19 protein-coding genes and 1 other RNA gene are annotated in these 25,346 nt (G+C 72.2%); 14 read left to right on the forward strand and 6 right to left on the reverse strand.

What is annotated here, in order from left to right:
* The first annotated feature begins 55 nt into the window (after positions 1–55).
* The 3 genes from ACFWCK_RS16875 to ACFWCK_RS16885 all read left to right on the forward strand — a co-directional run bounded on the left by ACFWCK_RS16875 (position 56) and on the right by ACFWCK_RS16885 (position 3,341).
* Positions 56–1,438 carry an LssY C-terminal domain-containing protein gene (locus ACFWCK_RS16875; RefSeq protein WP_378806944.1) on the forward strand — a complete coding sequence of 461 codons (1,383 nt, stop codon included), beginning with the start codon at positions 56–58 and terminating at the stop codon, positions 1,436–1,438.
* A 103-nt stretch (positions 1,439–1,541) separates the two neighbouring features.
* On the forward strand, positions 1,542–2,438 hold the full coding sequence (locus tag ACFWCK_RS16880) for a rhodanese-related sulfurtransferase (RefSeq protein WP_378806945.1): 897 nt from the start codon (positions 1,542–1,544) through the stop codon (positions 2,436–2,438).
* A 186-nt stretch (positions 2,439–2,624) separates the two neighbouring features.
* Positions 2,625–3,341 (forward strand): DedA family protein, encoded by a 717-nt coding sequence (locus ACFWCK_RS16885; protein WP_378806946.1) that lies wholly within the window; start codon positions 2,625–2,627, stop codon positions 3,339–3,341.
* Between the two features lie 90 nt (positions 3,342–3,431).
* On the opposite strand, the gene ACFWCK_RS16890 is transcribed toward ACFWCK_RS16885, so the two are convergent.
* From ACFWCK_RS16890 to ACFWCK_RS16905, 4 genes are all read right to left on the reverse strand, one after another.
* On the reverse strand, positions 3,432–6,389 hold the full coding sequence (locus tag ACFWCK_RS16890; protein WP_378806948.1) for a DEAD/DEAH box helicase: 2,958 nt from the start codon (positions 6,387–6,389) through the stop codon (positions 3,432–3,434).
* 115 nt (positions 6,390–6,504) lie between these two features.
* Positions 6,505–8,817, reverse strand: coding sequence for a transglutaminaseTgpA domain-containing protein (locus tag ACFWCK_RS16895; RefSeq protein ID WP_378806949.1), 2,313 nt, complete (start codon positions 8,815–8,817; stop codon positions 6,505–6,507).
* Positions 8,807–10,090 (reverse strand): DUF58 domain-containing protein, encoded by a 1,284-nt coding sequence (locus tag ACFWCK_RS16900; RefSeq protein ID WP_378806951.1) that lies wholly within the window; start codon positions 10,088–10,090, stop codon positions 8,807–8,809. The genes ACFWCK_RS16895 and ACFWCK_RS16900 overlap by 11 nt, the downstream gene beginning before the upstream one ends.
* A gap of 62 nt (positions 10,091–10,152) precedes the next feature.
* Complete coding sequence (locus tag ACFWCK_RS16905; protein ID WP_378806952.1) at positions 10,153–11,181, reverse strand: AAA family ATPase; 1,029 nt, start codon at positions 11,179–11,181, stop codon at positions 10,153–10,155.
* A gap of 115 nt (positions 11,182–11,296) precedes the next feature.
* Here ACFWCK_RS16905 and ffs point away from each other — a divergent pair.
* The 4 genes from ffs to ACFWCK_RS16925 all read left to right on the forward strand — a co-directional run bounded on the left by ffs (position 11,297) and on the right by ACFWCK_RS16925 (position 15,571).
* Positions 11,297–11,393: signal recognition particle sRNA small type (gene ffs / locus ACFWCK_RS16910), an RNA gene on the forward strand.
* Between the two features lie 90 nt (positions 11,394–11,483).
* Positions 11,484–12,188 (forward strand): hypothetical protein, encoded by a 705-nt coding sequence (locus ACFWCK_RS16915; protein WP_378806953.1) that lies wholly within the window; start codon positions 11,484–11,486, stop codon positions 12,186–12,188.
* A 114-nt stretch (positions 12,189–12,302) separates the two neighbouring features.
* Entirely contained in the window at positions 12,303–13,040 is a 738-nt protein-coding gene (locus tag ACFWCK_RS16920) for a beta-phosphoglucomutase family hydrolase (RefSeq protein WP_233312735.1), read from the forward strand.
* A gap of 26 nt (positions 13,041–13,066) precedes the next feature.
* Positions 13,067–15,571, forward strand: a complete 2,505-nt coding sequence (locus tag ACFWCK_RS16925; RefSeq protein ID WP_378806955.1) for a glycoside hydrolase family 65 protein — start codon at positions 13,067–13,069, stop codon at positions 15,569–15,571.
* Between the two features lie 72 nt (positions 15,572–15,643).
* Here ACFWCK_RS16925 and ACFWCK_RS16930 read toward each other — a convergent pair whose 3' ends face one another.
* Positions 15,644–15,820 carry a DUF1918 domain-containing protein gene (locus tag ACFWCK_RS16930; RefSeq protein WP_378806957.1) on the reverse strand — a complete coding sequence of 59 codons (177 nt, stop codon included), beginning with the start codon at positions 15,818–15,820 and terminating at the stop codon, positions 15,644–15,646.
* Positions 15,821–15,964: 144 nt separating this feature from the next.
* Between ACFWCK_RS16930 and ACFWCK_RS16935 the strand changes: the two genes are divergently transcribed.
* From ACFWCK_RS16935 to ACFWCK_RS16945, 3 genes are read left to right on the forward strand one after another with little or no spacing between them, the layout of a single operon-like run.
* On the forward strand, positions 15,965–18,469 hold the full coding sequence (locus ACFWCK_RS16935) for a DNA polymerase III subunit gamma and tau (protein WP_378806958.1): 2,505 nt from the start codon (positions 15,965–15,967) through the stop codon (positions 18,467–18,469).
* Between the two features lie 56 nt (positions 18,470–18,525).
* Positions 18,526–19,119, forward strand: coding sequence for a recombination mediator RecR (recR, locus tag ACFWCK_RS16940; RefSeq protein WP_233311551.1), 594 nt, complete (start codon positions 18,526–18,528; stop codon positions 19,117–19,119).
* Entirely contained in the window at positions 19,116–20,126 is a 1,011-nt protein-coding gene (locus ACFWCK_RS16945; protein ID WP_233311550.1) for a DMT family transporter, read from the forward strand. Before recR ends, ACFWCK_RS16945 begins: the two co-directional genes overlap by 4 nt.
* On the opposite strand, the gene ACFWCK_RS16950 is transcribed toward ACFWCK_RS16945, so the two are convergent.
* Positions 20,092–20,565: a DUF2871 domain-containing protein gene (locus tag ACFWCK_RS16950; protein WP_233311549.1), complete on the reverse strand. Its 474-nt coding sequence runs from the start codon at positions 20,563–20,565 to the stop codon at positions 20,092–20,094. The genes ACFWCK_RS16945 and ACFWCK_RS16950 overlap by 35 nt on opposite strands.
* A 96-nt stretch (positions 20,566–20,661) precedes the next feature.
* Here ACFWCK_RS16950 and ACFWCK_RS16955 point away from each other — a divergent pair, with 96 nt between their 5' ends.
* The 4 genes from ACFWCK_RS16955 (at position 20,662) to ACFWCK_RS16970 (ending at position 25,223) form a co-directional block, all read left to right on the forward strand.
* The gene (locus tag ACFWCK_RS16955) at positions 20,662–21,993 is read left to right on the forward strand and encodes a sensor histidine kinase (protein WP_378806960.1); all 1,332 of its coding nucleotides are present in this window, start codon (positions 20,662–20,664) and stop codon (positions 21,991–21,993) included.
* Entirely contained in the window at positions 21,990–22,607 is a 618-nt protein-coding gene (locus ACFWCK_RS16960) for a response regulator (protein WP_378806962.1), read from the forward strand. Before ACFWCK_RS16955 ends, ACFWCK_RS16960 begins: the two co-directional genes overlap by 4 nt.
* A 109-nt stretch (positions 22,608–22,716) precedes the next feature.
* Positions 22,717–24,003 carry an aspartate kinase gene (locus ACFWCK_RS16965; protein ID WP_378806964.1) on the forward strand — a complete coding sequence of 429 codons (1,287 nt, stop codon included), beginning with the start codon at positions 22,717–22,719 and terminating at the stop codon, positions 24,001–24,003.
* Positions 24,004–24,158: 155 nt separating this feature from the next.
* On the forward strand, positions 24,159–25,223 hold the full coding sequence (locus ACFWCK_RS16970) for an aspartate-semialdehyde dehydrogenase (RefSeq protein ID WP_378806965.1): 1,065 nt from the start codon (positions 24,159–24,161) through the stop codon (positions 25,221–25,223).
* Positions 25,224–25,346: the final 123 nt, after the last annotated feature.

The following is a 25,346-nucleotide window of genomic DNA, read 5'->3' on the forward strand; positions in this document are numbered from 1 at the left end:
CGAGCACTCGGCCTCCGTGCCAGGATGAGAGACGACCGCGAAGGAGAGGGCAGCCGTGAGCGACGCGCAGCACCCGTCCAGGCGCCGCTGGGCGCTGCAGATGCAGCAGCCGCTGCCGTCCTCCACGGTGTTCGACCGGGTTGCGTTCCTGATCGGGACCGCCTCGGCGGTCTGGCTCGCGATCATCATCTCGATCGAGGGCGTCCGGTCGCCCTGGGCGCTGCTGCTGTTCATCCCGGTGTGGGCGATCATGGCGTACCTCGTGCTGCCTCGGCTGCACCGCCTGCTCAGCGACCTCTACGTGCCGGACTACTTCTTCGGGCGCACGCGCACGGGGGACGGCCTCCTCGGGGATCCGGTCAATCTCGGCGTCGACGGCACGGCGGCGCAGCTCGACGAGGTGATGACCAGGGCCGGGTGGCACCGTGCCGATGAGATCACGGCCGCCTCGACCTGGGGGATCATCGCATCCACGCTCACCCGGCGCAGCTATCCGACGGCGCCCGTGTCGCCGCTCATGCTGTTCGGCCGTCGGCACGACGTCGCGTACCAGCAGGAGGTGGCGGGCAACCCCAAACAGCGTCACCACGTGCGGTTCTGGCACTGCCCGCCCGGCTGGCTGCTGCCGGGCGGGGCCAAGACGGACTGGCTCGGCGCCGGCACCTACGACACCGATGTGGGGCTCAGCCTGTTCACCCTGCAGGTGACCCACCGGATCGATGAGAACACCGACGTCGAACGCGACTTCGTGGTGCAGAGCGCACGGGACGCGGACGCCGCGGTGCAGGTCCGACTCCTTCACGACTTCACCACCGGGTACCACTCCCGCAACGGAGGCGGCGATCGGTTCATCACCGACGGCGATCTGCCGATCCTCGACGTGACCCGCGTGCGCATGACCCAGGGCGAAGCGGACGAAGGCGCAGACGAGTTCTTCGACGCGGATGCCGCCGGCGCCCCGGTCGAAGGGCGCGGTGAATCCCTGCGCACCACGGCCGAACGCTCCATGCGGCGGGCGCCGCTGTCGACGTTCTTCGCCGTGGGCGTCGTCGTGATCGGAGCGGTCCTGGATGTGCTCGGTCTGACCGTCGGGGCCGCGGCCGATCCGGGCGTGCAGGCTGTGCTCTCGTCAGGCCGGACGCTGGAGACGGCCGTGCTGATCGGGTTCCTCGGGTTCGGAGTGCTCATCTCGCTCGCGCAGCTGCTCATGGCCTGGTTCGTGCTGCGGCGCGGGCGGCGCTCCCGGGCGATCCTGATGATGCTGCTGGCGATCGGCGTGCTCTCCACGGCGATCGACTACCTCGACGGCACGGCGACGCTCGGCCTCAACGGCACGCTCCTCGCCGCGTCGCTGCAGTGCCTCGCGCTGCTCGCCCTGTCCAGCGAGTCGGCGGGAGCCTGGTCGCGCCGACGCTCGCGGGCGGACGCGGAGGGCTGACATGATCCCCGGGGGCTTCCCGCGGACGGGGTGCCCGGATTCGTGCGATCGTGCGGCGGCGCCCGGCGCAGCGACGGCCGTCCGGTCGAACTAGGATCGCTGGGTGCCCACCCCGAAGATCGTGCTGTTCTACGCCTTCGCGCCCCTGTCGGATCCGGAGGCGATCCGTCTCTGGCAGCGCGACCTGTGCGAGGCGCTGCACCTGCGCGGACGCATCCTGATCTCGAAGCACGGCATCAACGGCACCCTCGGCGGTGACCTGCCCGCGATGAAGAAGTGGCTGCGCTCGTTCCGCTCCTATGCGCCGTTCCGTGACGCGGACGTGAAGTGGAGCGAGGGCACGGCGGTCGACGCCGACGGGCTCAGCGTCGACTTCCCGAAGCTCAGCGTGAAGGTGCGCGACGAGATCGTCTCCTTCGGAGCGCCGGGCGAGCTGCAGGTCGACGGACGGGGAGTGGTCGGCGGCGGTGCACGGCTCACCCCGGAGGCACTGCACGAGCTCGTGGCGGAACGCGGTGAGGACGTGGTGTTCTTCGACGGGCGCAACGCCCTGGAAGCCGGGATCGGTCGCTTCCGCGGGGCGATCGTGCCCGAGGTGGAGACCACACGCGACTTCGTGGGTCTGCTCGACTCCGGCGCCTACGACGACCTCAAGGGCAGGCCGGTCGTCACCTACTGCACCGGCGGGATCCGCTGCGAGGTGCTGTCCAGTCTTATGACGGCGCGCGGCTTCGGCGAGGTGTACCAGCTCGACGGCGGGATCGTCCGATACGGCGAGCGATACGGCGACGACGGCCTGTGGGACGGGTCCCTGTACGTGTTCGACGGGCGCGGATCCGTCGACTTCTCCGATCACGCGGCGGTCATCGGGGTGTGCGCCGGCTGCGGCGCCGCGACGAACCGCACCGCGAACTGCCCCGATCCGTCGTGCCGGCAGCAGGCGGTGGTCTGCGCGACGTGCGTGGCGGTGCCGTGCGCGGAGCACGCGATCGCGCGCTGAGCGGGGCCCCTGCGAGGTCACAGCGTCTCGTCTCGCGCCTCGCGGAGACCCGCACTGAGCGAGCGAAGCGCGCCGAAGGGTCGGTGCTCGCTCAACGACCCCATGCGATACCGCCGCCGTGAACAGTTCGGAACATCACTCTCAGGTATGACGACGGCGGTTCCCGCGCGCCGTAGCGTGGATGGCATGGATCTGCTGAACGCCTGGCTGCTGCACGCTGCGGGGCAGCTCTGGCTGTTCCCGGTGCTGCTGGTGTTCTTCTTCATCGACGGGTTCGCCACGATCCTGCCCAGCGAGACCGCACTCGTCGCGCTCGCCGCGTTGTCACTGCAGAGCGGTGAGCCGAACCTCGTCGTGCTCGGGCTGGTCGCCCTGGTCGGCGCGGTCGCAGGCGACAACATGGCCTACCTGCTCGGCCGCACGATCGGCACCGAGCGCTGGGCGTGGATGCGCCGGCCGCGGGTGCACAAGATGTTCGAGTGGGCCCGGTACGAGCTCGACAAGCGCGGCGCGGCGCTGATCTTCACCGCGCGATACATCCCGTGGGGTCGCGTCGCGGTGAACTACATGGCGGGCCAGACCGGCTTCCCGCATCGCAGGTTCTTCCTCTACGACCTCTTCGCGTGCATCACGTGGGTCGCCTACGCGCTGGGCATCGGACTGCTCGCCGGCCAATGGGTGCACGACAACCCGCTGCTGGGAGTCGGCGTCGCGGTGGTGTTCGCCGTCATCCTCGGGTTCGGCATCGACCACGCACTGCGCTGGTGGCATCGCCGCAGGGGAGACGCCGAGCCGGCCCGTCCCGGTGCGGCCGAGGCCGTCGCGCCCGCACCCGACGCCGAGCCGGATCCGGCGCGGTCCGCGCAGAGGCCGTTGCAGGCGGGGAGCGTCGAGGGCGCCTGAGCCGCCGAGGCCCGGCACCGTTGCACCGCCGAGGCCCGGCACCGTTGCGCCGCCGTCGTGGGCGCGGATCCTGCACGGATCGTGCCGACCTCAGCCCCAGAGCGTGGTGCGCGGCTCCGCGGCGTCGAGCACGCGCGGTGCGCGGCGCGCGAGGGCGAGCAGCGCGAGGCCCTGCTCGCCCTGCAGTTCGACGAGCTCGGCCGCGCCGACCTGCTCCTGCCAGTGCCGGAGGAACGCCTCGGCGTCGACGCGTCGGCGAGCCACGATGCGAGGGACCGCGAGGAAGGCCGCGCCGCGCAGATCCCGGTGCTGCGTGGCGGCCACCAGGCCGATGAGCGAGACCCGGCCGCCGACGTCGTCGCGGTCGGTGCGCAGCAGGAACCGCGGCGCCGACGGCGGGGCGAACAGCTCCTGTACGGCGTCCGCGACGATGCGCTGATCGGGGCCGGCGAGCTCGATCCGCATCCGGTCGCCCTCCTCGCGCACGACGATCCCGGTCTCGTCCAGCGGGCGGATCCGTCCCGCCTCGGTCAGCGTGCGGGTGAGCGCCACCGCGGCACCGCGGAACGAGGCCGCGGGATCGCGGCGGCGACGGCGGTCGCGAACGAGCGGTCCGATCGCACCGCCCAGTGAGAGCGCAGCGCCCACGGCCAGCGCGATGCCGACGCCCGCAGCAGGCGTGATCGGGATGGCGTTCGCGACGACGGCGGTGATGCCGGCGCTCCCCGTCATGCCGACCAGCACGGCCCACGGCATCGCCGAGCGGACCACGCGCGTGGTGGGGATCAGCGCCGTCGCCGACGAGGATCTCACCGCGAGCGTCTCGCGCTCCTGTGCGACGTAGGGTTCGCCGATCCGCCAGGCGGCGCGGGTCGCGGCGCGCGGCAGCACCTCGGTCCGCACCAGGTCGCCGAGGTCGTCGACGGATGCCGCGGGTTCCTTGCCGAGCACGCGGTGCAGCAGCGCACGGGCCTCGTGGGACAGCGCATTGCCGAGGCCGCGGACGATCCGGCCGTCGTCGTCGGCGCTGAGCCCGAGCAGATGTCCGTGCCGGCGGGTGAGGCGGCGCGGCTCCGTGGCGTCGTCCAGCGCGACGTCGGCCGGGATCAGACAGCTCACGGACCAGTTGTGCGCGACCTTCCCCGGCCATCCCGGATCCAGCCGCAGGGTGCGGCCCCGCAGCTGCGGGGCACCCGTCGAGGTGGTCACGGTGGTGAGGTCGATCAGGGTGTTCACGGCGGGGCAGTCCCAGCCCTCGCCGAGCAGGCCGCGGGTGCCGACGATGAGGCGCACGGACCCCGCCGACATCAGAGCCGAGACCGCGGCGACGATGCGCCCCGCGCCGACACCGGGAGCGTCGAGCTCGCGCCACGGGCCGACGCCGCCGGGGCGCACCTGGACGTCCGATCCCACCCGTTCCGTGAGCGCGGCGGCGAACTCCGCGGCGCGGGGCGCCGGCACGCGGATCCGGTCGGCCGTCAGCAGCACCGGGTTCAGGGCCGCGGTGAGCGGATCGTTCACGACGAAGTCGTAGGCGCGCAGGGCGCCGGCCGCGCTCTCGCCGACGAGCCCGCGGCTGTTGCCGTGATCCACGAAGTCGGTCACGATGACGGCTTTGACCCGCGGCCCGTCCGCTCCGCCCAGCTCGAGGCGGAGGATGTCCACCGCGGCGCGGTCCTTCGCCTCCGAGAAGGCCAGGGTGGTCTCCACCGGATCCCTGCCACGGCGGAGCCCCCGATCGGTGAGCAGCAGGCCGAAGTCGGCCAGAGCCCTCTTGACGTAGCGCCACTGCCGTTTCGCACCCGGATCGGGCAGCAGCCGGGTGAGTGCGAATCGTGCGAGCACGGTCAGCAGGTCGTCGGTCGTGCACCGCTCGAACAGCACCGGCGGCAGGATCGCGCAGAGCGGGTGCTGCGGGGCGAGCGCCCGCAGCACCACGCCGCAGGACCGCGTGAGCGGGAGATCGTCGGCGAGGGCGCGCTCGAGGGCCGCGGGAGACGGCGACGGCGGGACGGGGATCGCTTCAGCCGCTTCCCCGGCCGGTGCGGTCTCCGGTTCGGCGAGCTGCGGAGGATCCGGATCCGCGGGCTGCAGGCGCTCCTCGAGGTAGCGGATGCCATCGGGGGTGGACAGCACCTGGCCGAGCAGCTCGTCCAGCTGCGCGCCGTGCCGCCGGATGAAGGCGGCCTCGGCCGGGACCGGCTCGGTGAACCAGACATGGTCGCGGTACGGCGCGAGATGCCCCTCCTTCACGACCGCCGGCGTCGGCACCTCGAAATCGACCTCGCCGAGCAGCTGGGTGTAGTTGTCGAACTCCGTGCCGTCCGCCGCGTCCGGCAGTGTCGCGGTGAGTCCGATCACCAGACCGCGACCTCCGCGCTCGCGGATCGCGGCGACGAGGTACGCGACGACGAGCGCCCAGTGGTCCAGCAGATGATGGCACTCGTCCAGCACGACCGTGTCGACGCCGGCCGCCACGATCCGCTCCAGCAGCGCGACCGCGTTGGGGTGCAGCACACGGGCGATCGTCTCGGGGCGCTCGCGCGTGAACCGGCGACGGATGCGCTTCACGCGTCGGCGCAGGCCCGAGCGGTACTGGCCCGGATTGTCCACCGCGAGCTCGGCGAGCCAGGTCTCCGCCGCGGCCTGCGTGCGACCGGCGTCCACGAGCTCGTCCACCCATCGCCCGCGGGCGAGCGCGTCGAACGGGGATCCGTCGCCCGTGACGCTCAGCGCCTGGTAGGTGAGGGCGGTGAGGTCGGCGATGCGCAGCGGATCCGTCGACACTGCGGCGGAGTCCGGAGTGAGCGCGGTGGCGGTCTGCGCCCACTGCTCGCGGATCGTCGTGCTCGGTGCGAGCACGAGCGCGCGCCCGCCCTCACGGGCGGCGAGCAGCAGGCCCAGCAGGGTCTTGCCGGAGCCGGGGGGAGCCACGATGTGCAGCTGATCCCCGGATCCGGGGGGAAGCTTCGCCAGCACCTGAGCCTGATACGTGCGCAGGGTGCCGGTGAAACGCCAGTGCGCCAGGGGCGCGGCGGGCTCGTCCATGCATCCCCCTCCGTGCAGGCGCCGTCGACGCCGTCCGGTGTCCGGGATCGGGCACCGGATTCCGAGCGTAGTGCCGGTGCGCCCGGACGTTCGGGAGACGCCACGCCCCGAGCGCTCAGGACGTCGAGGCCGCCAGCAGTCGGGCACCGAGCAGCGAACGCGGGGCCAGGACGGCCGCCATCCGGTCCCGGCGGGATGCGTGCTCGCGCAGCCGCCTCCGGATCGCGTCCAGCGGAGGACGCAGATCCACATCGTCCGACGCGGAGCCGGATCCCGAGCGGGCATAGCTGGCGCGCTCGATCGCTCGCACGAGAACGTCCATGTCGGCGGGATCCGCGCCGCGATCCCGCACGAGACGCGCGCCGCGTGCGCGCGGCGATTCCGCGGACGACGCGGGCAGACCCAGATCCTGCAGCGTCGCGCGCAGCTCGGACCACGCAGCCACCGCGTCGCCCCGGCCCGCCGAGGCCCGTCGGCGCGCGGCCTGCACGCGCCGGATCAAGGCCGGGATCAGCAGCACGACGAGCACGGCCAGAACCGTCCACACCACGGGCATCGCCTGCAGCGCCGTCGGCGTCGACGCTCCTGTGGCCCCCGCGTTCGGCACGTCGAGGTTCTTCGGATCCTTCGCGATCCCGCTCGTCGTGGGCTGCGGCGTCGCCCCGGCGGAGGGCAGCGTGCCGTTGTCGGATCCGGAGCTGCTCTCGGTGAAGGCGGTCGGGACGCCGCGAGTCGCGGTCGGCTCGAACGGCACCCAGCCGATGCCGGCGAAGTACACCTCGGGCCAGGAGTGCAGCTGGTCGGTGGAGACTTCGAACACGACCCGCCCGTCGTCGGAGCGGCGGTCGGTGGCCGTACCCGGGAGATAGCCGACGACGATCCGCGCCGGCATGCCCAGCGAACGCGCCATGAGCGCGAACGCCCCGGCGAAGTGCACGCAGTAGCCCTCGCGCACGGTGAGGAACTTCGCCACGGCATCGACGTTGGTGCCGTCGAAGCCGTCATCGACCGGCGTCTGCAGCGAATAGCGGAACCCGGCGCGGAACCAGGTCTGCAGCGCGATCAGCTTGTCGTAGTCGGTGGCGGATCCGCCGACCACCTCCCGCGCACTGTCGGCGATGATCGCGGGCATGTTCGCGGGGAGGGCGCGCAGGTCCTGCGGGGCGTCGGAACCCGTGGCGGTGGATGCGCGGATCTGGTCGAGCGTGGGCTCGAGCGTGGCCGTGTCGATCGTGTAGTTCTGCTCGGCCGCATCGCCGTTCGCCGCGATCACGGTGCGGTTGTCGACGGCGGCGTTCCAGCTTCCGTTCTCGCCGCGCACGGCCGTGGCCTGATACGGCACGGGCAGCCAGGACCCGGAGATTCCCGCGGTGCGGACGGTGATCCTCGTCTTGTGCAGCGCGACGCCCTCCGGGGCGGCGACATCCCCGAAGCCCTGTGCGAGGGGCACCGTGGCGGGCCGATCCGGCTGCCAGGCGGAACCGTCGAACCGGGTGAGCGTGGCGATCCGCAGGTAGGGCGGCGTGCCGTCCTGGGAGATCAGGGTGAGCGCGGTGACGGGGGAGGGGCGGCGCAGATCCTGCCCGAGGTTGAGGGTGGCGCTCAGGGTGGAGCTGCCCCCGCCGACGTTGAGTCCCGAGGCGGAAAGGGGCAGCAGCGGCGACACGATGAGCGCCGCGAGCACGGCGAGGAAGCCGAGGGTGAACGCAGGCAGTCGTCGCGTGCGCAGGGGGGCGTCGGTGCGCGCGTGGCGGGACGCGGACGCATCCCGTGCGGACACGGGGCGTGCGGATCCCGGCGGCGCGAACTGGACATGCAGGAAGAGCAGGATCGCGAGAGCGAGCCCGATGAACCACACCGGGTTCGCGCCCTGGTGCACGATCGCCCCCGGCACCGCGCCGAGCGCGGTGACCAGTACGGCCGCCACGAGCGGCGCCCGCAGCGTCACGAGCACGAGATCCAGGACGACGGCGATGAGGCCGGTCGCGACGGCCACGCCCACGGCGATCGCGGGGGACGACGCGAGGGGAGCGACACCGCCGCGGATCTCGCCGAGCGCGGCGGAGAGGAAGGCGTCGATCGCGCGCCACGCCTCAGGCGTCGGCAGCAGCCATCCACGCCCGGCCTGCCGTGCGACGAACACCGTGAGCGCGATCAGCCCGGCGCCGAGCTGCACGACGGGCACGGCGGGGATCGCGAGCCAGACCGGGGAGCGACGGGTGAGGAACCGTGCGACCGCGCCCGCGACGATCACGGATCCGGCAGCGGTGGCGGCACCCGCACTCCAGCTGCCCGGCTGCACCACCGCGCTGAGCGGCCACACCGCCACGAGAACGCCCAGCGCCGTGAGCAGCGCCGCCGCCACGGGCCCGCCGTCGCGCGTGCGGTGCTGCGTCGGGCCTCCGTACGCGCTCAGCTCAGCGGACATGCGCCCTCTCCTCCGTACCGGCGGGGGAGGAGGCTCCGGCGGTGCCGCGGGACAGCGGCGACCGGCCGAGTGCGGTGCCGGCGTCGGCGGATGCGGATCCGGGCTCGCCGGCGCCGACGTCGGCCCAGGCATCGGCAGGGTCGTCGCCGAGCAGCGCCGTGCGCCAGCCCTGCATCTCCGCGGCCGGCAGGGCGTCCGCGTCGGGGGCGGCGGCGATGAGGATCGGGGTGCCGGCACCGCCGTGCGGGAGCGCACCGGCGTCGGCGGTGTCGATCGCTCCGGTGATCATGACCAGCGGACCGACCGTATGCCCCTCGCTCGCCGCCGGCAGCCCGTGGTCGCGCTCGCCGGAGCGCGGAGCGGTGCCGGCAAGGCTCACCAGCAGGCCGTCGCGCTCGTCCTCGGCGCCACGCAGGCGGCCGATCAGCACGCCGGTCGCATCGACCACGTCCACGGCGAATCCGTTGTCCACCAGGTGCATCGCGATCGAGGCGCAGGCGGTGACGGCGCGGTCGAAGCCTTCGAAGTCCGTCTCCCGGTCGGCTCCGATCCAGCGCGCGCCCGCACGGTCGAGCACCACCAGTGCGTCCGGGCTCGACTCCTGCTCCTCCTGGCGCACCATCAGGTCGCCGCGGTGCGCGGTCGCACGCCAGTGGATCCGCCGCATCGAGTCGCCGGGCACGTACCGGCGGGGGGAGAGGTTGTCCGCACCCTGACCGAGCCGGTGCGACGAGGTCTGCGCGGTCCCGCCGGCGCGCCCGGTGCGGTCGGTCAGCCGCGGCAGCGGCACGACCTGCGGCACGATCGTGATCGGGGTCACGTCGCCGAGCTCGTCGGTGCGGACGAACAGCCCGAACGGATCCGCGGTGCTGAGCCGCAGCGGCCCGAGCGAGGCGAGCCCGCGGCGCACCCCCGAGATCGGATACGTCATGGTCATGGTGGTCCCGCCGGGGATCGCCTCCGCGTCCTCGGGCGGGAACGCGCCGGTGGCGGAGCCGCGCACGGCGGCGGGCAGCCCGTCCCGCCAGCGCCCCGACGGTGCGCGCACCAGGGTGCGCAGATCCACCCGCACCCGCACCGAGGTGTCGTCGCCGACCGTGAGCAGATCCGCCGCGACCGTCCGGCTCACCCGCACCCGCCGGCCCGGGACGAAGACGAACAGCGCGGCCAGGATCAGCAGCGCGAACAGCAGCGCCGCCACGTAGAGCAGCACCGGCGTGGCCAGCACGTTCGCGCCGATCACCAGGAGGATCCCGATCAGGAGCGCGCTCACGCCGCGCCCGGTCATCCTCCGCCCGGGCGGATCCGCTTCGCGCCGCGCGCGCTCCCGGCGGTTCACCGCGGAAGGCCCACCGGCACGGGTATGCGCCGCACGATGCCCTCGAGAGCGGCCTCGATCGGGCGCGCTCCGGCCCGGTGCAAGCCGCGCGCGGGGATGAGCCGATGCGCGAACACCGCCGGCAGGAGGGAGGTGAGGTCGTCCGGCACGACGTAGTCGCGCCCGTCCAGCGCGGCCTGCACCTTCGCCGCCCGTACGAGTTGCAGCGTCGCCCGGGGGCTCGCCCCGAGATGCAGGTTGGGATCGCTGCGGGTGGCCTGCGACAGCGCCACGGCGTACTCCTCGAGCGCCGGTGCGACGTGCACCGCGCGAGCCCACGCGATCAGCGCGCGCACGTCGGACGCGGCCAGCACCGGGCGGATGCCGTCGAGCGGGTTGCGCACGTCGCGCTGGCGCAGCATGAGGGTCTCGGCCGCCGCGTCCGGGTAGCCCATCGAGATCCGCATCATGAACCTGTCGCGCTGCGCCTCCGGCAGGGCGTAGGTGCCCTCCATCTCGAGCGGGTTCTGCGTGGCGACCACGAGGAACGGATCGGGCAGAGGCCGCGAGTTCCCGTCGACCGTGACCTGATGCTCCTCCATCGCCTCCAGCAGCGCCGACTGGGTCTTGGGGGAGGAGCGGTTGATCTCGTCGGCGATCACGATGTGCGCGAACACGGCTCCGGGCTTGAACTCGAACTCCTGCGCGACCGGGTTGTAGACGCTCACGCCGGTCACATCGCCTGGAAGCAGATCCGGCGTGAACTGGATGCGGCGCACGGTGGCGTCGATGCTGGCGGCGAGGGCGCGGGCGAGCATCGTCTTGCCGACGCCGGGCACATCCTCCACGAGCAGGTGCCCCTCGGCGAGCAGGCAGACGAGGGCACTGCGGATGGCGTCGTCCTTGCCGTCGATCACCTCGGTGATGGAGTCCAGGATCGCGGCGGTCCGACGCGCGAACTCGGTCGCATCGATCCCGGCGTCGTCGCGGGATGTCGAGTCCTGGGCGGTGCTCGTGGTGACGTCGGCGGTGTTCGTGGCGTGCATGGCGTCCCTCTCACCGGGCGCCGCGGTGCGCCCGCGTCTCTGATCGTAACCCGGGGCGGGGACCGCCGGGCGGGGGATCCGGTCGGACCCGCCCGCGACCTCGGGTAGACTTGACGACGGCTCTCCGCGTGGCGGCACCCAGGCCAACTCCCCCAGGGCGGAAACGCAGCAAGGGTAACCAGGCTCTGTCGGGTGCGCGGAGGGTCTTTTCTTTTGCCCCGATCCGGTTCCCGACGCGATTCCACTGCGCCACCGGGGGAGTGCTTCACCTCCCGGGAACGCGCACGCGCTAGTGTCCGAGCATGGGACGTGACGAGCGCAGGCCGACCGTCTACTCGGCCGTGCCGAAGAACCTCAGCGCGCCGTACGTGATCCCGCCGCTCGAACACGATCGGGACGGCCGTCCGCGCCCTGCCGGGGCCGGTCCGTCCGAGACCCCGCCGCAGCGACGGTCGTGGACGCCCCTCATCTTCATCGGCATCGCGGCGCTCATCCTGATCCCGGCCGCGCTCGGGGTCGTCGCAGGGCTGACCGAGCAGTCCTCTTCCGGCGGCTCCGCACCCGAGGACGCCCAGCCGGTCGTCGAGACGGCGGTGCCCACCGCGTCGGCAGCGCCCGCCGTGCCTCCGGCCGACCCGGCCTATCCGGCGCTGGATCCGGCGCAGCTGGCGGCTCTCCTGCACGACACCGCCGGTCACGAGGGAGAGCAGCACACGGCCTACGTCGAGATCCAGGTCGGGACCGAGACCATCCCGGAGAGCCTGCGCGACACCACGGGGCTGATCGGCTTCATCGGGGCGACGCAGCCGGCGCGTGCACTGCAGGACGCCGCGAATCCGGTCGCACTGACGGCGGATCCAGGCGTCCTGGACGCCGTCGTGAGCGGCGACGTGCTGCGGATCGCTTTCGCGGTGCCCTCGGCGGCTGGGCGGACCACGGTGTACAACGGCACGGGGATCCCCGAACTGCGGGTCGTCACGGCCGAGAAGGTCGCGACACTGCCCTGAGTCCGTCGTCCGCACGCCTTCCCGCGGCACCCCCTGCGCACTACCCTGGACAGGGTGGCACCCAGACGTGCCGGTCCGAAAGATCCCGTTCTCAGCCACCCGGAGGCTTCTGCCGTGCCCGACACTCCCGCAGCGCTCCCCGACCTGCATCGTTCGGCCGCCGTGCTCTTCGATCTCGACGGCGTGCTGACGCCGACCGCCGAGGTGCACATGCGCGCCTGGCAGGCGGTGTTCGACGAGGTCTTCCTGCTCTGGGACATCACGCCCGCCTACACCGACGAGGACTACTTCGCCTACGTCGACGGCAAGAAGCGCTACGACGGCGTCGCGAGTCTGCTGCGCAGCCGCAATGTCGAGATCCCCTGGGGGTCGGTCGACGACGACCCCGAGGCCGACACCGTGTGCGGGATCGGCAACCGCAAGAACGTCGCCTTCTCGGAGGCCCTGCGCCGCGACGGCATCGCGCCCTATCCCGGATCGCTCGCCCTGCTGCAGGAGCTGCGCGCCGCGGACGTGCCGATGGCGGTCGTGTCCAGCTCCAAGAACGCGGAGGAGGTCTTGGCCACGGCCGGCATCCGCGACTTCTTCACGGTGGTCGTCGACGGCGTCGTCGCCGAGCGCGAGCACCTCGCCTCCAAGCCCGCCCCCGACGTGTTCCGCGTGGGCGCCGAGCGCATCGGCGTGGACGCGGCATCCGCGGTCGCCGTCGAGGACGCGACGAGCGGCGTCGCCTCGGCGGCCGCGGCCGGCTACGGCACGGTCGTCGGCGTCGATCGCGGAGCCGGGTCCGATTCCCTTCTCGCCCACGGCGCGACCGTCGTCGTGGACGACCTCGCCCGCTTCCTGTCCTGACCCGATCCCCTCACGGAGAGCACTGCATGATCGATCGCGACCTCTTCCCCGTCGACCCGTGGCGTCTGGTCGAGACGTCCTATCCGCACGCCAATCCCGGCGTGTCCGAGACCCTCCTGGGGCTCGGCAACGGGTACCTCGGCCTGCGCGGCAACCACATCGAGGGCCGCAACGCGCTCGAGCACGGCACCTTCATCAACGGCCTGCATGAGACCTGGAAGATCCGCCATGCCGAACAGGCGTTCGGTTTCGCCGAAGTCGGCCAGACGATCGTGAACGCCCCTGACGCCAAGGTCATGCGGGTCTACGTCGACGACGAGCCGCTGAGCTTCGACGAGGCGGACGTGCGCGAGTACCGGCGCGCGCTCGACTTCCGCACCGGCGTCCTCGAGCGCGAGGTGCTGTGGGAGACGCCCTCGGGCAAGCGCGTGCGCATCCGCGACGAACGCATCGTGTCGTTCGTGGAACGGCATCTCGCCGTGCTGCGCCTCGAGGTCACCGTGGAGAACTCCGACGCGCCCGTGACGATCTCGTGTCAGCTGCTGAACCGTCAGGACGGCGAGGACGTGTACGGCGGGGTGCCGTCGATGGCCGCCGGATCCCCGGGGGAGAAGGCCGGCTTCGACCCGCGCAAGGCGGAGCGGTTCGGCGACCGGGTGCTGCAGCCCGCGGAGTACTGGCAGGACGGCGGGCGCTCGGCGCTCGCGTACCGCGTCGCGAACTCGGGCATGACTCTCGCCGTGGTGGCCGACCACCTGGTCGAGACCGAGAACGACTACACGGCGCGTCAGCTCGTGGAGCCCGACATCGCGAAGAACGTGTTCCGGGTGCAGGCGAAGGCGGGCGTCCCCACGCGCGTGACCAAGCTCGTCAGCTACCACACCTCCCGCGGCGTGCCCGCGCGCGAACTCATCGACCGCTGCCGGCGCACCCTCGACCGCGCCGCGGTGGAGGGTGTCGAGGCGCAGTTCGCCAAGCAGTCCGAGTGGCTCACCGCGTTCTGGGAGCGCAGCGACGTGCGCATCGCCGGGCACGACGATCTGCAGCAGGCGACGCGCTGGTGCCTCTTCCAGATCGCACAGGCCTCGGCGCGCGCCGACGGCGCCGGCGTCTCGGCGAAGGGCGTGAGCGGATCCGGCTACGGCGGGCACTACTTCTGGGACACCGAGGTGTACGTGCTGCCGTTCCTCACATACACGTCGCCGCAGTTCGCGCGCAACGCGCTGCGCTGCCGGGTGCACATGCTGCCCGCTGCCCGCCGCCGGGCCGGCCAGCTGAACGAGGGCGGAGCGCTGTTCCCCTGGCGCACGATCAACGGCGAGGAGGCCAGCGCCTACTACGCCGCCGGCACCGCGCAGTACCACATCAACGCCGACGTCAGCTATGCCCTCGGCAAGTACGTGCGCGCCACCGGCGACGACGAATTCCTCTACCGCGAGGGCGTGGACATCGCGGTGGAGACGGCGCGGATGTGGGCGACGCTCGGGTTCTGGCGCTCCGCCGCCGGCATGGACACGTTCCACATCCATGGCGTGACCGGCCCCGACGAGTACACGACGGTCGTCAACGACAACCTCTTCACGAACGTGATGGCGCGGTACAACCTGCGCTTCGCGGCGCGCGTGGTGCGGGAGATGGCCGCCGACGCGCCCGAGGCGTACGACGCCGCCGTGGAGCGGCTCGGCATCGAGCCCGCCGAGGTCGAGCAGTGGGAGCGCGCCGCCGACGCGATGCACATCCCGTTCAGCCCGGCCCTGGGGATCCACCCCCAGGACTCGCTCTTCCTCGAGCGCGAGGTGTGGGATCTGCCGAACACCCCGGCCGAACAGCGCCCGCTGCTGCTGCACTTCCACCCCCTTGTGATCTACCGGTTCCAGGTGCTGAAGCAGGCCGACGTCGTGCTCGCGCTGTTCCTGCAGGGCAACCACTTCACCGAAGCCGAGAAGCTCGCCGACTTCGAGTACTACGACCCGCTCACCACGGGCGACTCGACGCTGTCGGCCGTGGTGCAGTCGATCCTGGCCGCCGAGGTCGGCTACCAGGACCTCGCGCACGAGTACTTCGAGCACGCGATCTACGTCGATCTGGGTGACCTGCACCGCAACGCCTCGGACGGCGTGCACGTGGCATCGGCGGGCGGCGTGTGGACCGCGCTCGTCTGCGGCTTCGGCGGCATGCGCGACCACGACGGCGAGCTCAGCTTCGACCCCCGGCTGCCCACCGACTGGCCCGAGCTGTCGTACCCGCTGCAGTGGCACGGATCCCAGCTGCAGATCACGCTGACCGCGGACCGGCTGCTGGTCGAGGTCCGCGCCGGGGACCCGGTCTTGTTCTCGGTGCGCGGGACGGCGCACACGGCGTCGATCGATGCCGCCGCCGCCGTGCATCTCGCGGATCAGGGCCCTGTCCTCCGCGGGCGCCCGGAGTTCGGCTCGCAGTCCCGCCGTGAAGACGGCACGATCCTGTCGCCGACCGTGCCGACGACCTCCGCGATCCCGATCGTCGGATACGCCGGGGAATCGGGGGAGTAGTCCCCGCCGTGGCGCTGGTCCCCGAGAGTCTCGAGGGACCGGCGCCCGGTGCGGACCGCGGCTTCGCCGGGCCTACTCGTTGTGCCTGATCTCGCAGTCGCTGCCCGGTGCGAGCACCGCCTCGTGCCCGTCGTCGTACCGCACGACGAGGAGCTCGCCGCGCACCTCAAGGACCACGCCGGATCGTTCTGCGCCGCCCACCACCCGGCCGTGGATGCGGATCCGGTCGCCTGCCGCCACCTGCGTCATCGTCCACCTCCTCCTTCAGGGTACGTCCGTTCGAGGACGCGCGGCAGGGGTTCTCGCGGGCTTCTCCGGCATCGTCGGGCGCGGTGTCGAGTCCGGCGCCGGAAGCCCCGCGCCGATGTCCGACGCACACCGTAGTCTTGACGGGTGAGCACAGCCCTGTACCGCCGTTACCGGCCCGAGAACTTCGGGGAGATGATCGGGCAGTCGCAGGTGACCGATCCGCTCATGACCGCACTGCGCGGCGACCGGGTGGGCCACGCCTATCTGTTCTCGGGCCCGCGAGGCTGCGGCAAGACCACCTCTGCGCGCATCCTGGCGCGCTGCCTGAACTGTGCGGAGGGCCCCACCGACACCCCCTGCGGCGTGTGCCCGAGCTGCGTCGAGCTCTCGCGCAACGGCGGCGGATCCCTCGACGTCGTCGAGATCGATGCGGCCAGCCACAACGGCGTCGACGACGCGAGGGACCTGCGCGAGCGCGCGACCTTCGCGCCCAGCCGCGACCGGTTCAAGATCTTCATCCTCGACGAGGCGCACATGGTGACGCCGCAGGGCTTCAACGCCCTGCTGAAGCTCGTCGAGGAGCCGCCGCCGCACATCAAGTTCATCTTCGCGACGACCGAGCCCGAGAAGGTGCTCGGCACGATCCGCTCCCGCACGCACCACTACCCGTTCCGGCTGGTGCCGCCCGCGGCGATGCTCGAGTACGTCGAGAAGCTGTGCAAGGAAGAGGGCGTGACCGTCGCCCAGGGCGTGCTGCCGCTCGTCGTGCGCGCCGGGGGAGGCTCCCCGCGCGACACGCTGTCGCTGCTCGACCAGCTCATCGCCGGCTCCGAGAACGGCGATGTCACCTACGAGCGTGCCGTGGCGCTGCTCGGCTACACGCACTCCGCGCTGCTCGACGAGATCGTGGACGCGCTCGCCGCGGGCGACGCAGCCGCGGCCTTCCCCGCGATCGACCGGGTGGTGCAGACCGGACAGGATCCGCGGCGCTTCGTCGACGACCTGCTGGAGCGCCTGCGGGACCTCATCGTGATCGCCGCCGTCGGCGACGCCGCCTCCGCGGTGCTGCGCGGCGTCCCGGAGGACGAGCTGACCCGCATGCGGGATCAGGCCGCTGCATTCGGCGGCCCGCGTCTGTCCCGCGCGGCGGACCTCGTGAGCTCCGCCCTCGACGACATGTCGGGCGCGACGTCGCCGCGCCTGCACCTCGAGCTGCTCGTGGCTCGGGTGCTGACCGCGCTCGCCGGGGGCGAGGCGCCCGCGCCCGCGCCCGCGGCGCCGAGCGCGTCCTCCGTACAGGTGCCCGCCAGGACGGCGCCGGCCGTTCCGGTCGTCGAGCAGGCGCGCGGAGCCGCTGAGGCGCCCGCTCCTTCCGCGCCGGCGCCGGAGGTCTCCGCCGCGCAGGACGCGGGTGCACCGGCTGCCGACTCCTCCGTCGCCGCTCCGTCCGCCGAACCCGCTCCGATGCCCGAGCCCGCGTCGACGCCGACCGAGCCCGAGCCCGCCGCGGGGCCGGTCGACATCGACCGCATCCGTGCGGCGTGGTCGGCGGTGCTCGGACGACTTGAGAAGATCAGCCGCGGATCCTGGCTCGTGGTCACCGCGGTGCAGCCGCTCGCGTTCGACTCCGAGACCGAGGTGCTCACCCTGGGGTTCCCCGGACCGAACGACGTCGCCCGCTTCAAGGGCACGGTCCCCGGCAACGGCCCGTCCGACCACCTGCGCGCCGCGATCGAGGGCGAGCTCGCCGTCAAGGTCAAGTACCTGCCGGCGCCGTTGCCCGAGGCCGCTCCCGAACGGAACTTAGCCGAGGGCGGGAAGGCCCCGCGCCCCTCCGACGAGAACCCGGCCGAGCAGATCGTGTCCGAGGAGACCTCATCCGGGCGCGAGGAGCGCGGACCGGGATCCGGGGCGCCGCAGGCCGCCGCCCCGGTTGCGGCTGCCGCCGAGCGCACGGCACCCGCAGAGCGCCCGGTTCCCGCCGAGCGCCCGGGGTCGACGACGAGTGCGCCTTCCACGCCGCGCCCTGCGCCCGCGGCGGCAGCGCCCGTCACCGAGTGGGCGGTCGCGGCGATCCCCCAGGGCGAGCCGGAGCCCGCCGCGTCGGCCGATGCTGCGCCGGCCGCGTCGAGCCCGGCAGCCACCGTGTCGTCGCCCGCATCGCCGGCAACGGAGCCTGCGCCGTCGACTCCCGCTTCTTCCGTCCCGGCGGCTGAGCCTCGGGTGGCCCAGTTCCCCGTCGACGAAGAACCCGCCGATGTCGAGGCCATGCCGGCCTCAGGGTGGTACGAGCCGGGGCACGACGGCGACGTCCTCGACGACGAGCCGCCGTTCCCCGACGATGCCGACGACCCCGGCCCCGATGCGGATCCGGGATCCTACGCCGCGCCCCCCGAGCCCGCGATGGCTCCGGTCGGACAGGCGGTGTCCGCGAGCGGCCGAGCGGATACGGCGCCTTCGCCCGCCTCATCCGGTGCTCGACCCGAACCGGCGCCGCGGGCGGCGCCGCCGGCCCCGGTGGTCACCGACCGGGCTCCGCGCTCCGGGGCTCCTGGAGTGCAGCGCTACGGCGAGGCGGTGGTGCGCCAGGTGCTCGGCGCGAGGTTCGTCCGCGAGGAGCCGTACGAGCCGCAGACCCGGTTCCAGTGAGGGACCGCGAACGCGGCGACCAGCAACAGTGAACGAACGATCATGAGGATCACGAGATGTACGACGGCATCGTCCAGGAGCTGATCGACGAGTTCGGCCGCCTGCCGGGCATCGGCCCGAAATCCGCGCAGCGCATCACGTTCCACATCCTGCAGACGCCCTCCTTCGACGTGAAGCGGCTCGCCGAGCTGCTCTCGGAAGTGCGCGAGCGGGTGCGGTTCTGCGAGATCTGCGGCAACGTCGCGGAGCAGGAGCGCTGCGCGATCTGCCGGGACCCGCGCCGCAACGCCGCGCTCATCTGCGTGGTCGAGGACGCGAAGGACGTCGCGGCGATCGAGCGCACCCGTGAGTTCCGCGGGCTCTACCACGTGCTCGGCGGCGCGATCAGCCCGATCGCGGGGGTGGGGCCGGACGACCTGCGCATCGCTCAACTGATGACGCGCCTCGCCGACGGGACCGTGCAGGAGGTCATCCTCGCCACCAACCCCAACCTCGAGGGCGAAGCGACGGCCAGCTATCTCAGCCGGCTGCTCACCAGCATGCAGATCACCGTCTCGCGGCTCGCGTCCGGCCTGCCGGTGGGCGGCGACCTGGAATACGCCGATGAGGTGACGCTCGGTCGGGCGTTCGAGGGTCGGCGCGTCCTGTGAGCGGCACCGGCTTCAGCCGTCGGGGCTGGCTGCTCTTCGGCGCGATGTGCCTGCTCTGGGGCGTGCCCTACCTCCTCATCAGCGTGGTCGTGGAGTCGTTCTCCCCGCCGGCGATGGTGGCGGGGAGGACCCTCATCGCGGCGCTGCTGCTGCTGCCGTTCGCGATCCGCAGTGGCGCGATCAAGGCCGCATGGAAGCACTGGCCCTGGGTGCTCGCGTTCGGCCTCGTGGAGATGGCGGGTCCGTTCCTCCTGCTCGGCCATGCCGAGCAGTCCCTGCCATCGGGCCTCACGGGTCTGCTGGTCGCGACCGTCCCGCTGTTCGCGGCGCTCATCGCCCTCGGCGGCGGAGACCGCGGCGTGCTGCGGCCGGCGCGGCTGATCGGTCTGCTCGTCGGCTTCGTCGGCGTCGGCGTGGTGGTCGCCGGTCCCGGGCTGACCGGCGGCAAGGTCGACCTCTTCGCCGCGGGGGAGGTGCTGCTCGTCGCCGTGCTCTATGCGACGGCGCCGTTCATCGTCGCCCGCAAGCTCGGCCACGTACCGTCGATCGGAACGATCACGCTCGCGCTCCTGTTCATCGGGATCCTCTACCTGCCGGTCGCGCTGCTGACCCAGCACCAGGTGCCGACGGTGCCGTCGATCGCGGCTCTGATCGCGCTGGGCGTGATCTGCACCGCCATCGCGTTCCTGGCCTTCTTCGCCCTCATCAAGGAGGTCGGCCCGGTCCGAGCTCCGCTGTTCACCTACGTCAACCCCGTGATCGCGATCATCCTCGGGGCCATCGTGCTCGCCGAGCCGCTCACACCCGGGCTGCTTGTCGGGTTCCCGCTGGTGATCATCGGATGCTGGTTCGCCGGCACCGGCGGTCGGCTGCGGCCGAAGGCGGCGGTCGACGAGACCGCGGTGGAGTTGACCGCCGAGCCGGTGCCGCCGGCCGCAGCGCCCACGCGCAGGCCGGCGGCGGGCCCGGAGGTCAGGACGCCCGACGGATCCCCTTCCACAGAGTGATCAGCAGCAGCACGAAGGCCGCCCCGATCAGGATGTGACCGGCGCCGGCGATTCCGGAGATGGCCTTGGACGCCTCGATCTTCAGCACATCCAGGATCCCGTGCCACATCATCATGGATCCCGTCACCAGCACGCCGGCGTTGTAGATCCAGAAGAACCAGCGGAACAGGCGGCTCGACGAGAGTGAGAACGCCTTCTCCAGGGCGAGCACGATGAGGGTGACGATTGCGCCGAGGGTGAGCAGGTGCGTGTGCACGAGTGCGAGCTGCCCGCTGAAGCCGTTCGGAAAGCCCTGTGCCTTCGTGAACTCGCGGTAGAACAGCCCGGCGGCGAGCCCCAGGGTGATCCAGACGACGGTGGAGATGAAGAGCTGGGTGAGGGCGCGACGCTGAGCGGGCGCGGCGGAGGGCGAGGATGCGATGTCGGCGGAAGCGGTCATGATCCCACCCTCCCCGCATCCGCCTCCCCGCGCATCCATCGAACGAACGAGGCCCGGGGCTGGGCAGACGTCCCACCGACCCGGGAGAATCGGAGCATGACCACCGCGCCCGCCTCCGCCCGTCGGCAGATGCTGCGCGGCGCGCGTTTCGCCCTGCACCTCATCACGGTCGTGCTCGTCGTCGTCACGACCGCTCGCGCGGGCATCGAGGGGGAGCTGCTGCCCGTTCTGCTCGCCGCGGCCGTGTACCTGGCGTGGTACGGCGCCGGTGCCGGGTTCGCGCACAAACGGGCCGCGGTCTGGTGGATGCTGGGGCTGCTCGCGATCTGGATCGGAATGCTCGCGCTGTCCGCGGAGTTCGTCTGGCTCGCGTTCCCGCTGCTGCTGCTCGCAGGGCACGTGCTGAGGCTGCCGTGGTCGCTCGGCTTCGTCGCGGTCGTGCTCGTCGCATCGATCGTCGCCCCGATGCTGCATCCCGGCGGGGTGCAGCCCGGAACCTCGCTCGCCCACCTCATCGGGCCGCTCGTCGGGGGCGGCTTCGCCTTCGCGGTGTCGCTGGGCTACGACGCGATGCTGCGCGATGCGGCCGAGCGGGAGCGACTCATCGACTCGATGCTGCGCGCACAGCATGAGGCGGAGCGCCTGCACGACGAGCTCGCCGCGAGTCAGCGCGAGGCCGGTGCCACGCGCGAGCGCACACGGCTCGCCCGCGATCTGCACGACACCATCGCGCAGGAGCTCAGCACGATCGTCATGCTCGCCCGCCTGGATCCGGTGGCGTCAGAGGGAAGCGCCGCTGCGGATCCCGCGGTTCCTGCTCCAGGGGCGCGTCCTGATCGCACCGCCCAGATCGAGCAACTCGCCCAGCATTCGCTCACCGAGCTGCGCCGCATCGTTGCGGCTCTCGCCCCCGCGGATCTCGACGAGTCCGCGCTCTCCGCCGCTCTCGACCGTATGCTCGATGCCCTGCACGACGAGACCGGCGTCACCGGCGCGCTGCAGGTGGATCCGGACCTGCCCCCGCTGTCGACGCCGATCGAGGTCGCACTGCTGCGCGTCGCCCAGTCCGCGCTGGCGAACGTGCGTCGGCACGCGCACGCGGAGACGGTGCACGTGGCCCTGACGGCCGCCGGCGGATCCGTCCGCCTGCGGATCGAGGACGACGGCGTCGGGTTCGACCAGGCCGTGCGCCCCTCCGACGCGTCGTACGGCCTCGCCGCGATGCGGTCGCGGCTGCGCGAGGGAGGCGGGGAGCTCACGATCCGCTCCGCTCCCGGCGCCGGCACCACGATCGAGGCGACACTGCCGCTCGGCACGGGGGCGAGCGTCGGCGCGGGGGACGGCAGCGGCATCGTCCGGGGCAGCGGCACGGACGGCAACGGGGAAGCGCCAAGCGTCGCGCTGAGCGACCGAAAGGAGTCGAAGTGAGCGTCCGGCTGATCATCGTCGACGACCACCCGATCGTGCGTGCCGGGATCCGCGCCGTCGTCGAGGCGCGCGGCTTCGACGTGCTCGCCGAGGTCGGCACGGGCGAAGAGGCCGTCACAGCCGCCCGCGAGCTGCACCCCGACGTCGTGCTCTGCGATCTGCGCCTCGGGGAGGGCATGGACGGGGTCGCCACGACCGCCGCACTGCGGGCGCTGCCGGTGGCGCCCGCGGTCCTGATCCTCACCACGTTCGACCACGACGCCCAGATCGTCCGGGCGGTCGAAGCGGGCGCCGCCGGCTACCTGCTCAAGGAAGTCGGCGTCGAGGTCATCTCCCGGGCGATCGTGGACGCGGCTGCCGGATCCACCGTGCCCACTCCCGGCGGGGACGAGCGCCTGGTTGCCGCGCTGCGGGCACCGCGGGTCGAGCTGACGGCGCGTGAGCAGGAGGTGCTGGCGCTCGTGTCCGAGGGCCTCAGCAACCGCGAGATCGCGGTGCGCCTGTTCGTCACGGAAGCCACGGTGAAGACGCACATCGTGCATCTGCTCGACAAGCTCGGCGCCGAGAGCCGCACGGGCGCCGTCTCCGAGGCCCGCCGCCGCGGCCTGCTCTGAGGCTCCAGGGCGCTCGGCACCGTCACATACCGGATCCGGCATGGAGTGCGCTCGTAGAATGTGCGGTGGTGCGCCGCCCCCGGCGCCCGGCATCCCCCAGGAGTGATCCGTGGCCCTCATCGTGCAGAAGTACGGCGGCTCGTCCGTCGCCGACGCAGAGAGCATCAAGCGCGTCGCGAAGCGCATCGTCGACACGCGCCGCGCCGGACACGACGTCGTCGTGGCCGTGAGCGCCATGGGCGACACCACGGACGAGCTGCTCGACCTCGCGGCCCAGGTCGCGCCGATCCCCGCGCCGCGTGAGCTCGACATGCTGCTGTCGAGCGGTGAGCGCATCTCGATGGCCCTGCTCGCGATGGCGATCCACTCGATGGGCTTCGATGCGCGCTCCTTCACGGGACCGCAGGCCGGGATGCGCACCGACAGCCGGCACGGATCCGCGCGCATCGTCGAGGTCACCCCGACGCGTCTGCGCGAGGCGCTCGACGAGGGCGCCATCGTCATCGTCGCCGGTTTCCAGGGCATCAACGACGACACTCAGGACATCACGACCCTCGGCCGCGGCGGATCCGACACCACCGCGGTCGCGCTCGCCGCCGCCCTCGACGCCGACGTCTGCGAGATCTACAGTGACGTCGACGGCATCTTCACGGCCGACCCGCGCGTGGTCCCGCTCGCGCACAAGCTGTCGCACGTCTCGAGCGAGGAGATGCTCGAGTTGGCCGCGAACGGCGCCAAGGTGCTGTACATCCGCGCCGTCGAGTACGCGCGCCGGCACGGCGTCCTGATCCACGCCCGGTCGAGCTTCACGTCGACGGAGGGCACCTACGTTCTGGGCGAGGGCATGAAGAACCCCCGCGAATCCGAGGGAGCAGTCATGGAAGAGCCGATCGTCGCCGGTGTCGCCACCGACCTCAGCCAGGCCAAGGTCACGGTCGCGGGTGTTCCCGACGTGCCGGGCAAGGCCGCGGAGATCTTCAAGATCGTCGCCAAGTCCGGCGCGAACGTCGACATGATCGTGCAGAACGTGTCCGCTGCGTCCACCGGTCGCACCGACATCTCCTTCACGCTGCCGAAGTCCGACGCCTCCGCCGCGCTCAAGGCGCTGGCGGCCGAGCAGTCCGACGTGGGCTTCGAGAGCCTGCTGCACGACGACCAGATCGGCAAGCTGTCGGTCGTGGGCGCCGGCATGCGCACGCACTCGGGCGTCTCCGCCATCCTCTTCGAGGCGCTGTCGATCGCGGGCGTGAACCTGGAGATGATCTCGACCTCCGAGATCCGCATCTCCGTGGTCGTTCGCGGCGACGAGCTGGCCGAGGCCGCGCGCGTGGTGCACGCCGCGTACGGTCTGGACGGCGAGGTCGAAGCCGTCGTCGCCGCCGGCACCGGTCGCTGATCCGCGCGGCGCCGGGTTCCCCGCGAACCCGGTAGAATCGCCCAAACCCTGACACCGGCGCCAGGCGCGGATCGATCCGCCACACCCGGCGACCGCGCCTCCGCCTCGTCCGCCGTTCGGCACCTGCCACGGCACGAAGCCAAGGAAGCACCCTCATGACCCGCATCTCCGACTCAGGATTCTCCGTCGCCATCGTCGGCGCCACCGGCCAGGTGGGCACCGTCATGCGCGACATCCTCGCGGAGCGCGCCTTCCCGATCCGCGAGCTGCGCCTGTTCGCCTCGGCCCGCTCCGCCGGCACCGCGATCGACTTCGGCGGCACCCCCGTCATCGTCGAGGACGTGGAGACGGCGGACCCGGCCGGCATCGAGATCGCCCTCTTCTCCGCCGGAGCGACCGCGAGCCGGGCCTATGCGCCGCGCTTCGCCGCGGGCGGTGCCGTGGTCGTCGACAACTCCAGCGCCTGGCGGATGGACCCCGAGGTGCCGCTGGTGGTGAGCGAGGTCAACCCCGAGGCGATCGCGGACACACCCAAGGGCATCATCGCGAACCCGAACTGCACCACGATGGCCGCGATGCCCGTGCTCAAGGCGCTGCATGCCGAAGCAGGTCTCGAGCGCCTGATCGTGAGCACCTACCAGGCCGTGAGCGGATCCGGCCTCGCCGGCGCGCAGGAGCTGCTCGGCCAGGTCGAGGGCGTGCTCGCCCAGGGTGACACCCTGCGGCTCGTGCACGACGGGTCCGCGCTCGACTTCCCGCAGCCGGAGAAGTACGTGGCGCCGATCGCGTTCGACGTCATCCCGCTCGCCGGATCCGTCGTCGACGACGGTCTCAACGAGACCGATGAGGAGAAGAAGCTCCGCAACGAGAGCCGCAAGATCCTGGGTCTCCCGGATCTGCGCGTCGCGGGCACGTGCGTGCGCGTGCCGGTGTTCACCGGGCACTCGCTGTCGATCAACGTCGAGTTCGCGAACGACATCAGCCCGCAGCGCGCGTACGACGTGCTGGCTGCGGCGCCGGGTGTCGTGGTCGAAGAGGTGCCGACGCCGCTGTACGCCGCGGGCAAGGACCCGAGCTACGTCGGCCGGATCCGCGCCGACCAGTCCGCTCCGGAGGGCAAGGGCCTCGTGCTGTTCATCAGCAACGACAACCTGCGCAAGGGTGCCGCGCTGAACGCGGTCCAGGTCGCCGAGCTCGTGGCGGCGCGTCTCGGATCCTGAGGTCCTCGCCAGCCGGGGGAGGTCCGGGATCCGCACCGCTCGACGGTGATGTCCGTCGTGGCGAATGTCCGGCGACGGATGGCCGCCACGGCGAAGAACTCGACTCTCGCGGACAACTAGACT

This window comes from Microbacterium sp. NPDC060117, assembly GCF_042729315.1.
In the GTDB taxonomy this organism is placed as follows: Bacteria; Actinomycetota; Actinomycetes; order Actinomycetales; family Microbacteriaceae; genus Microbacterium.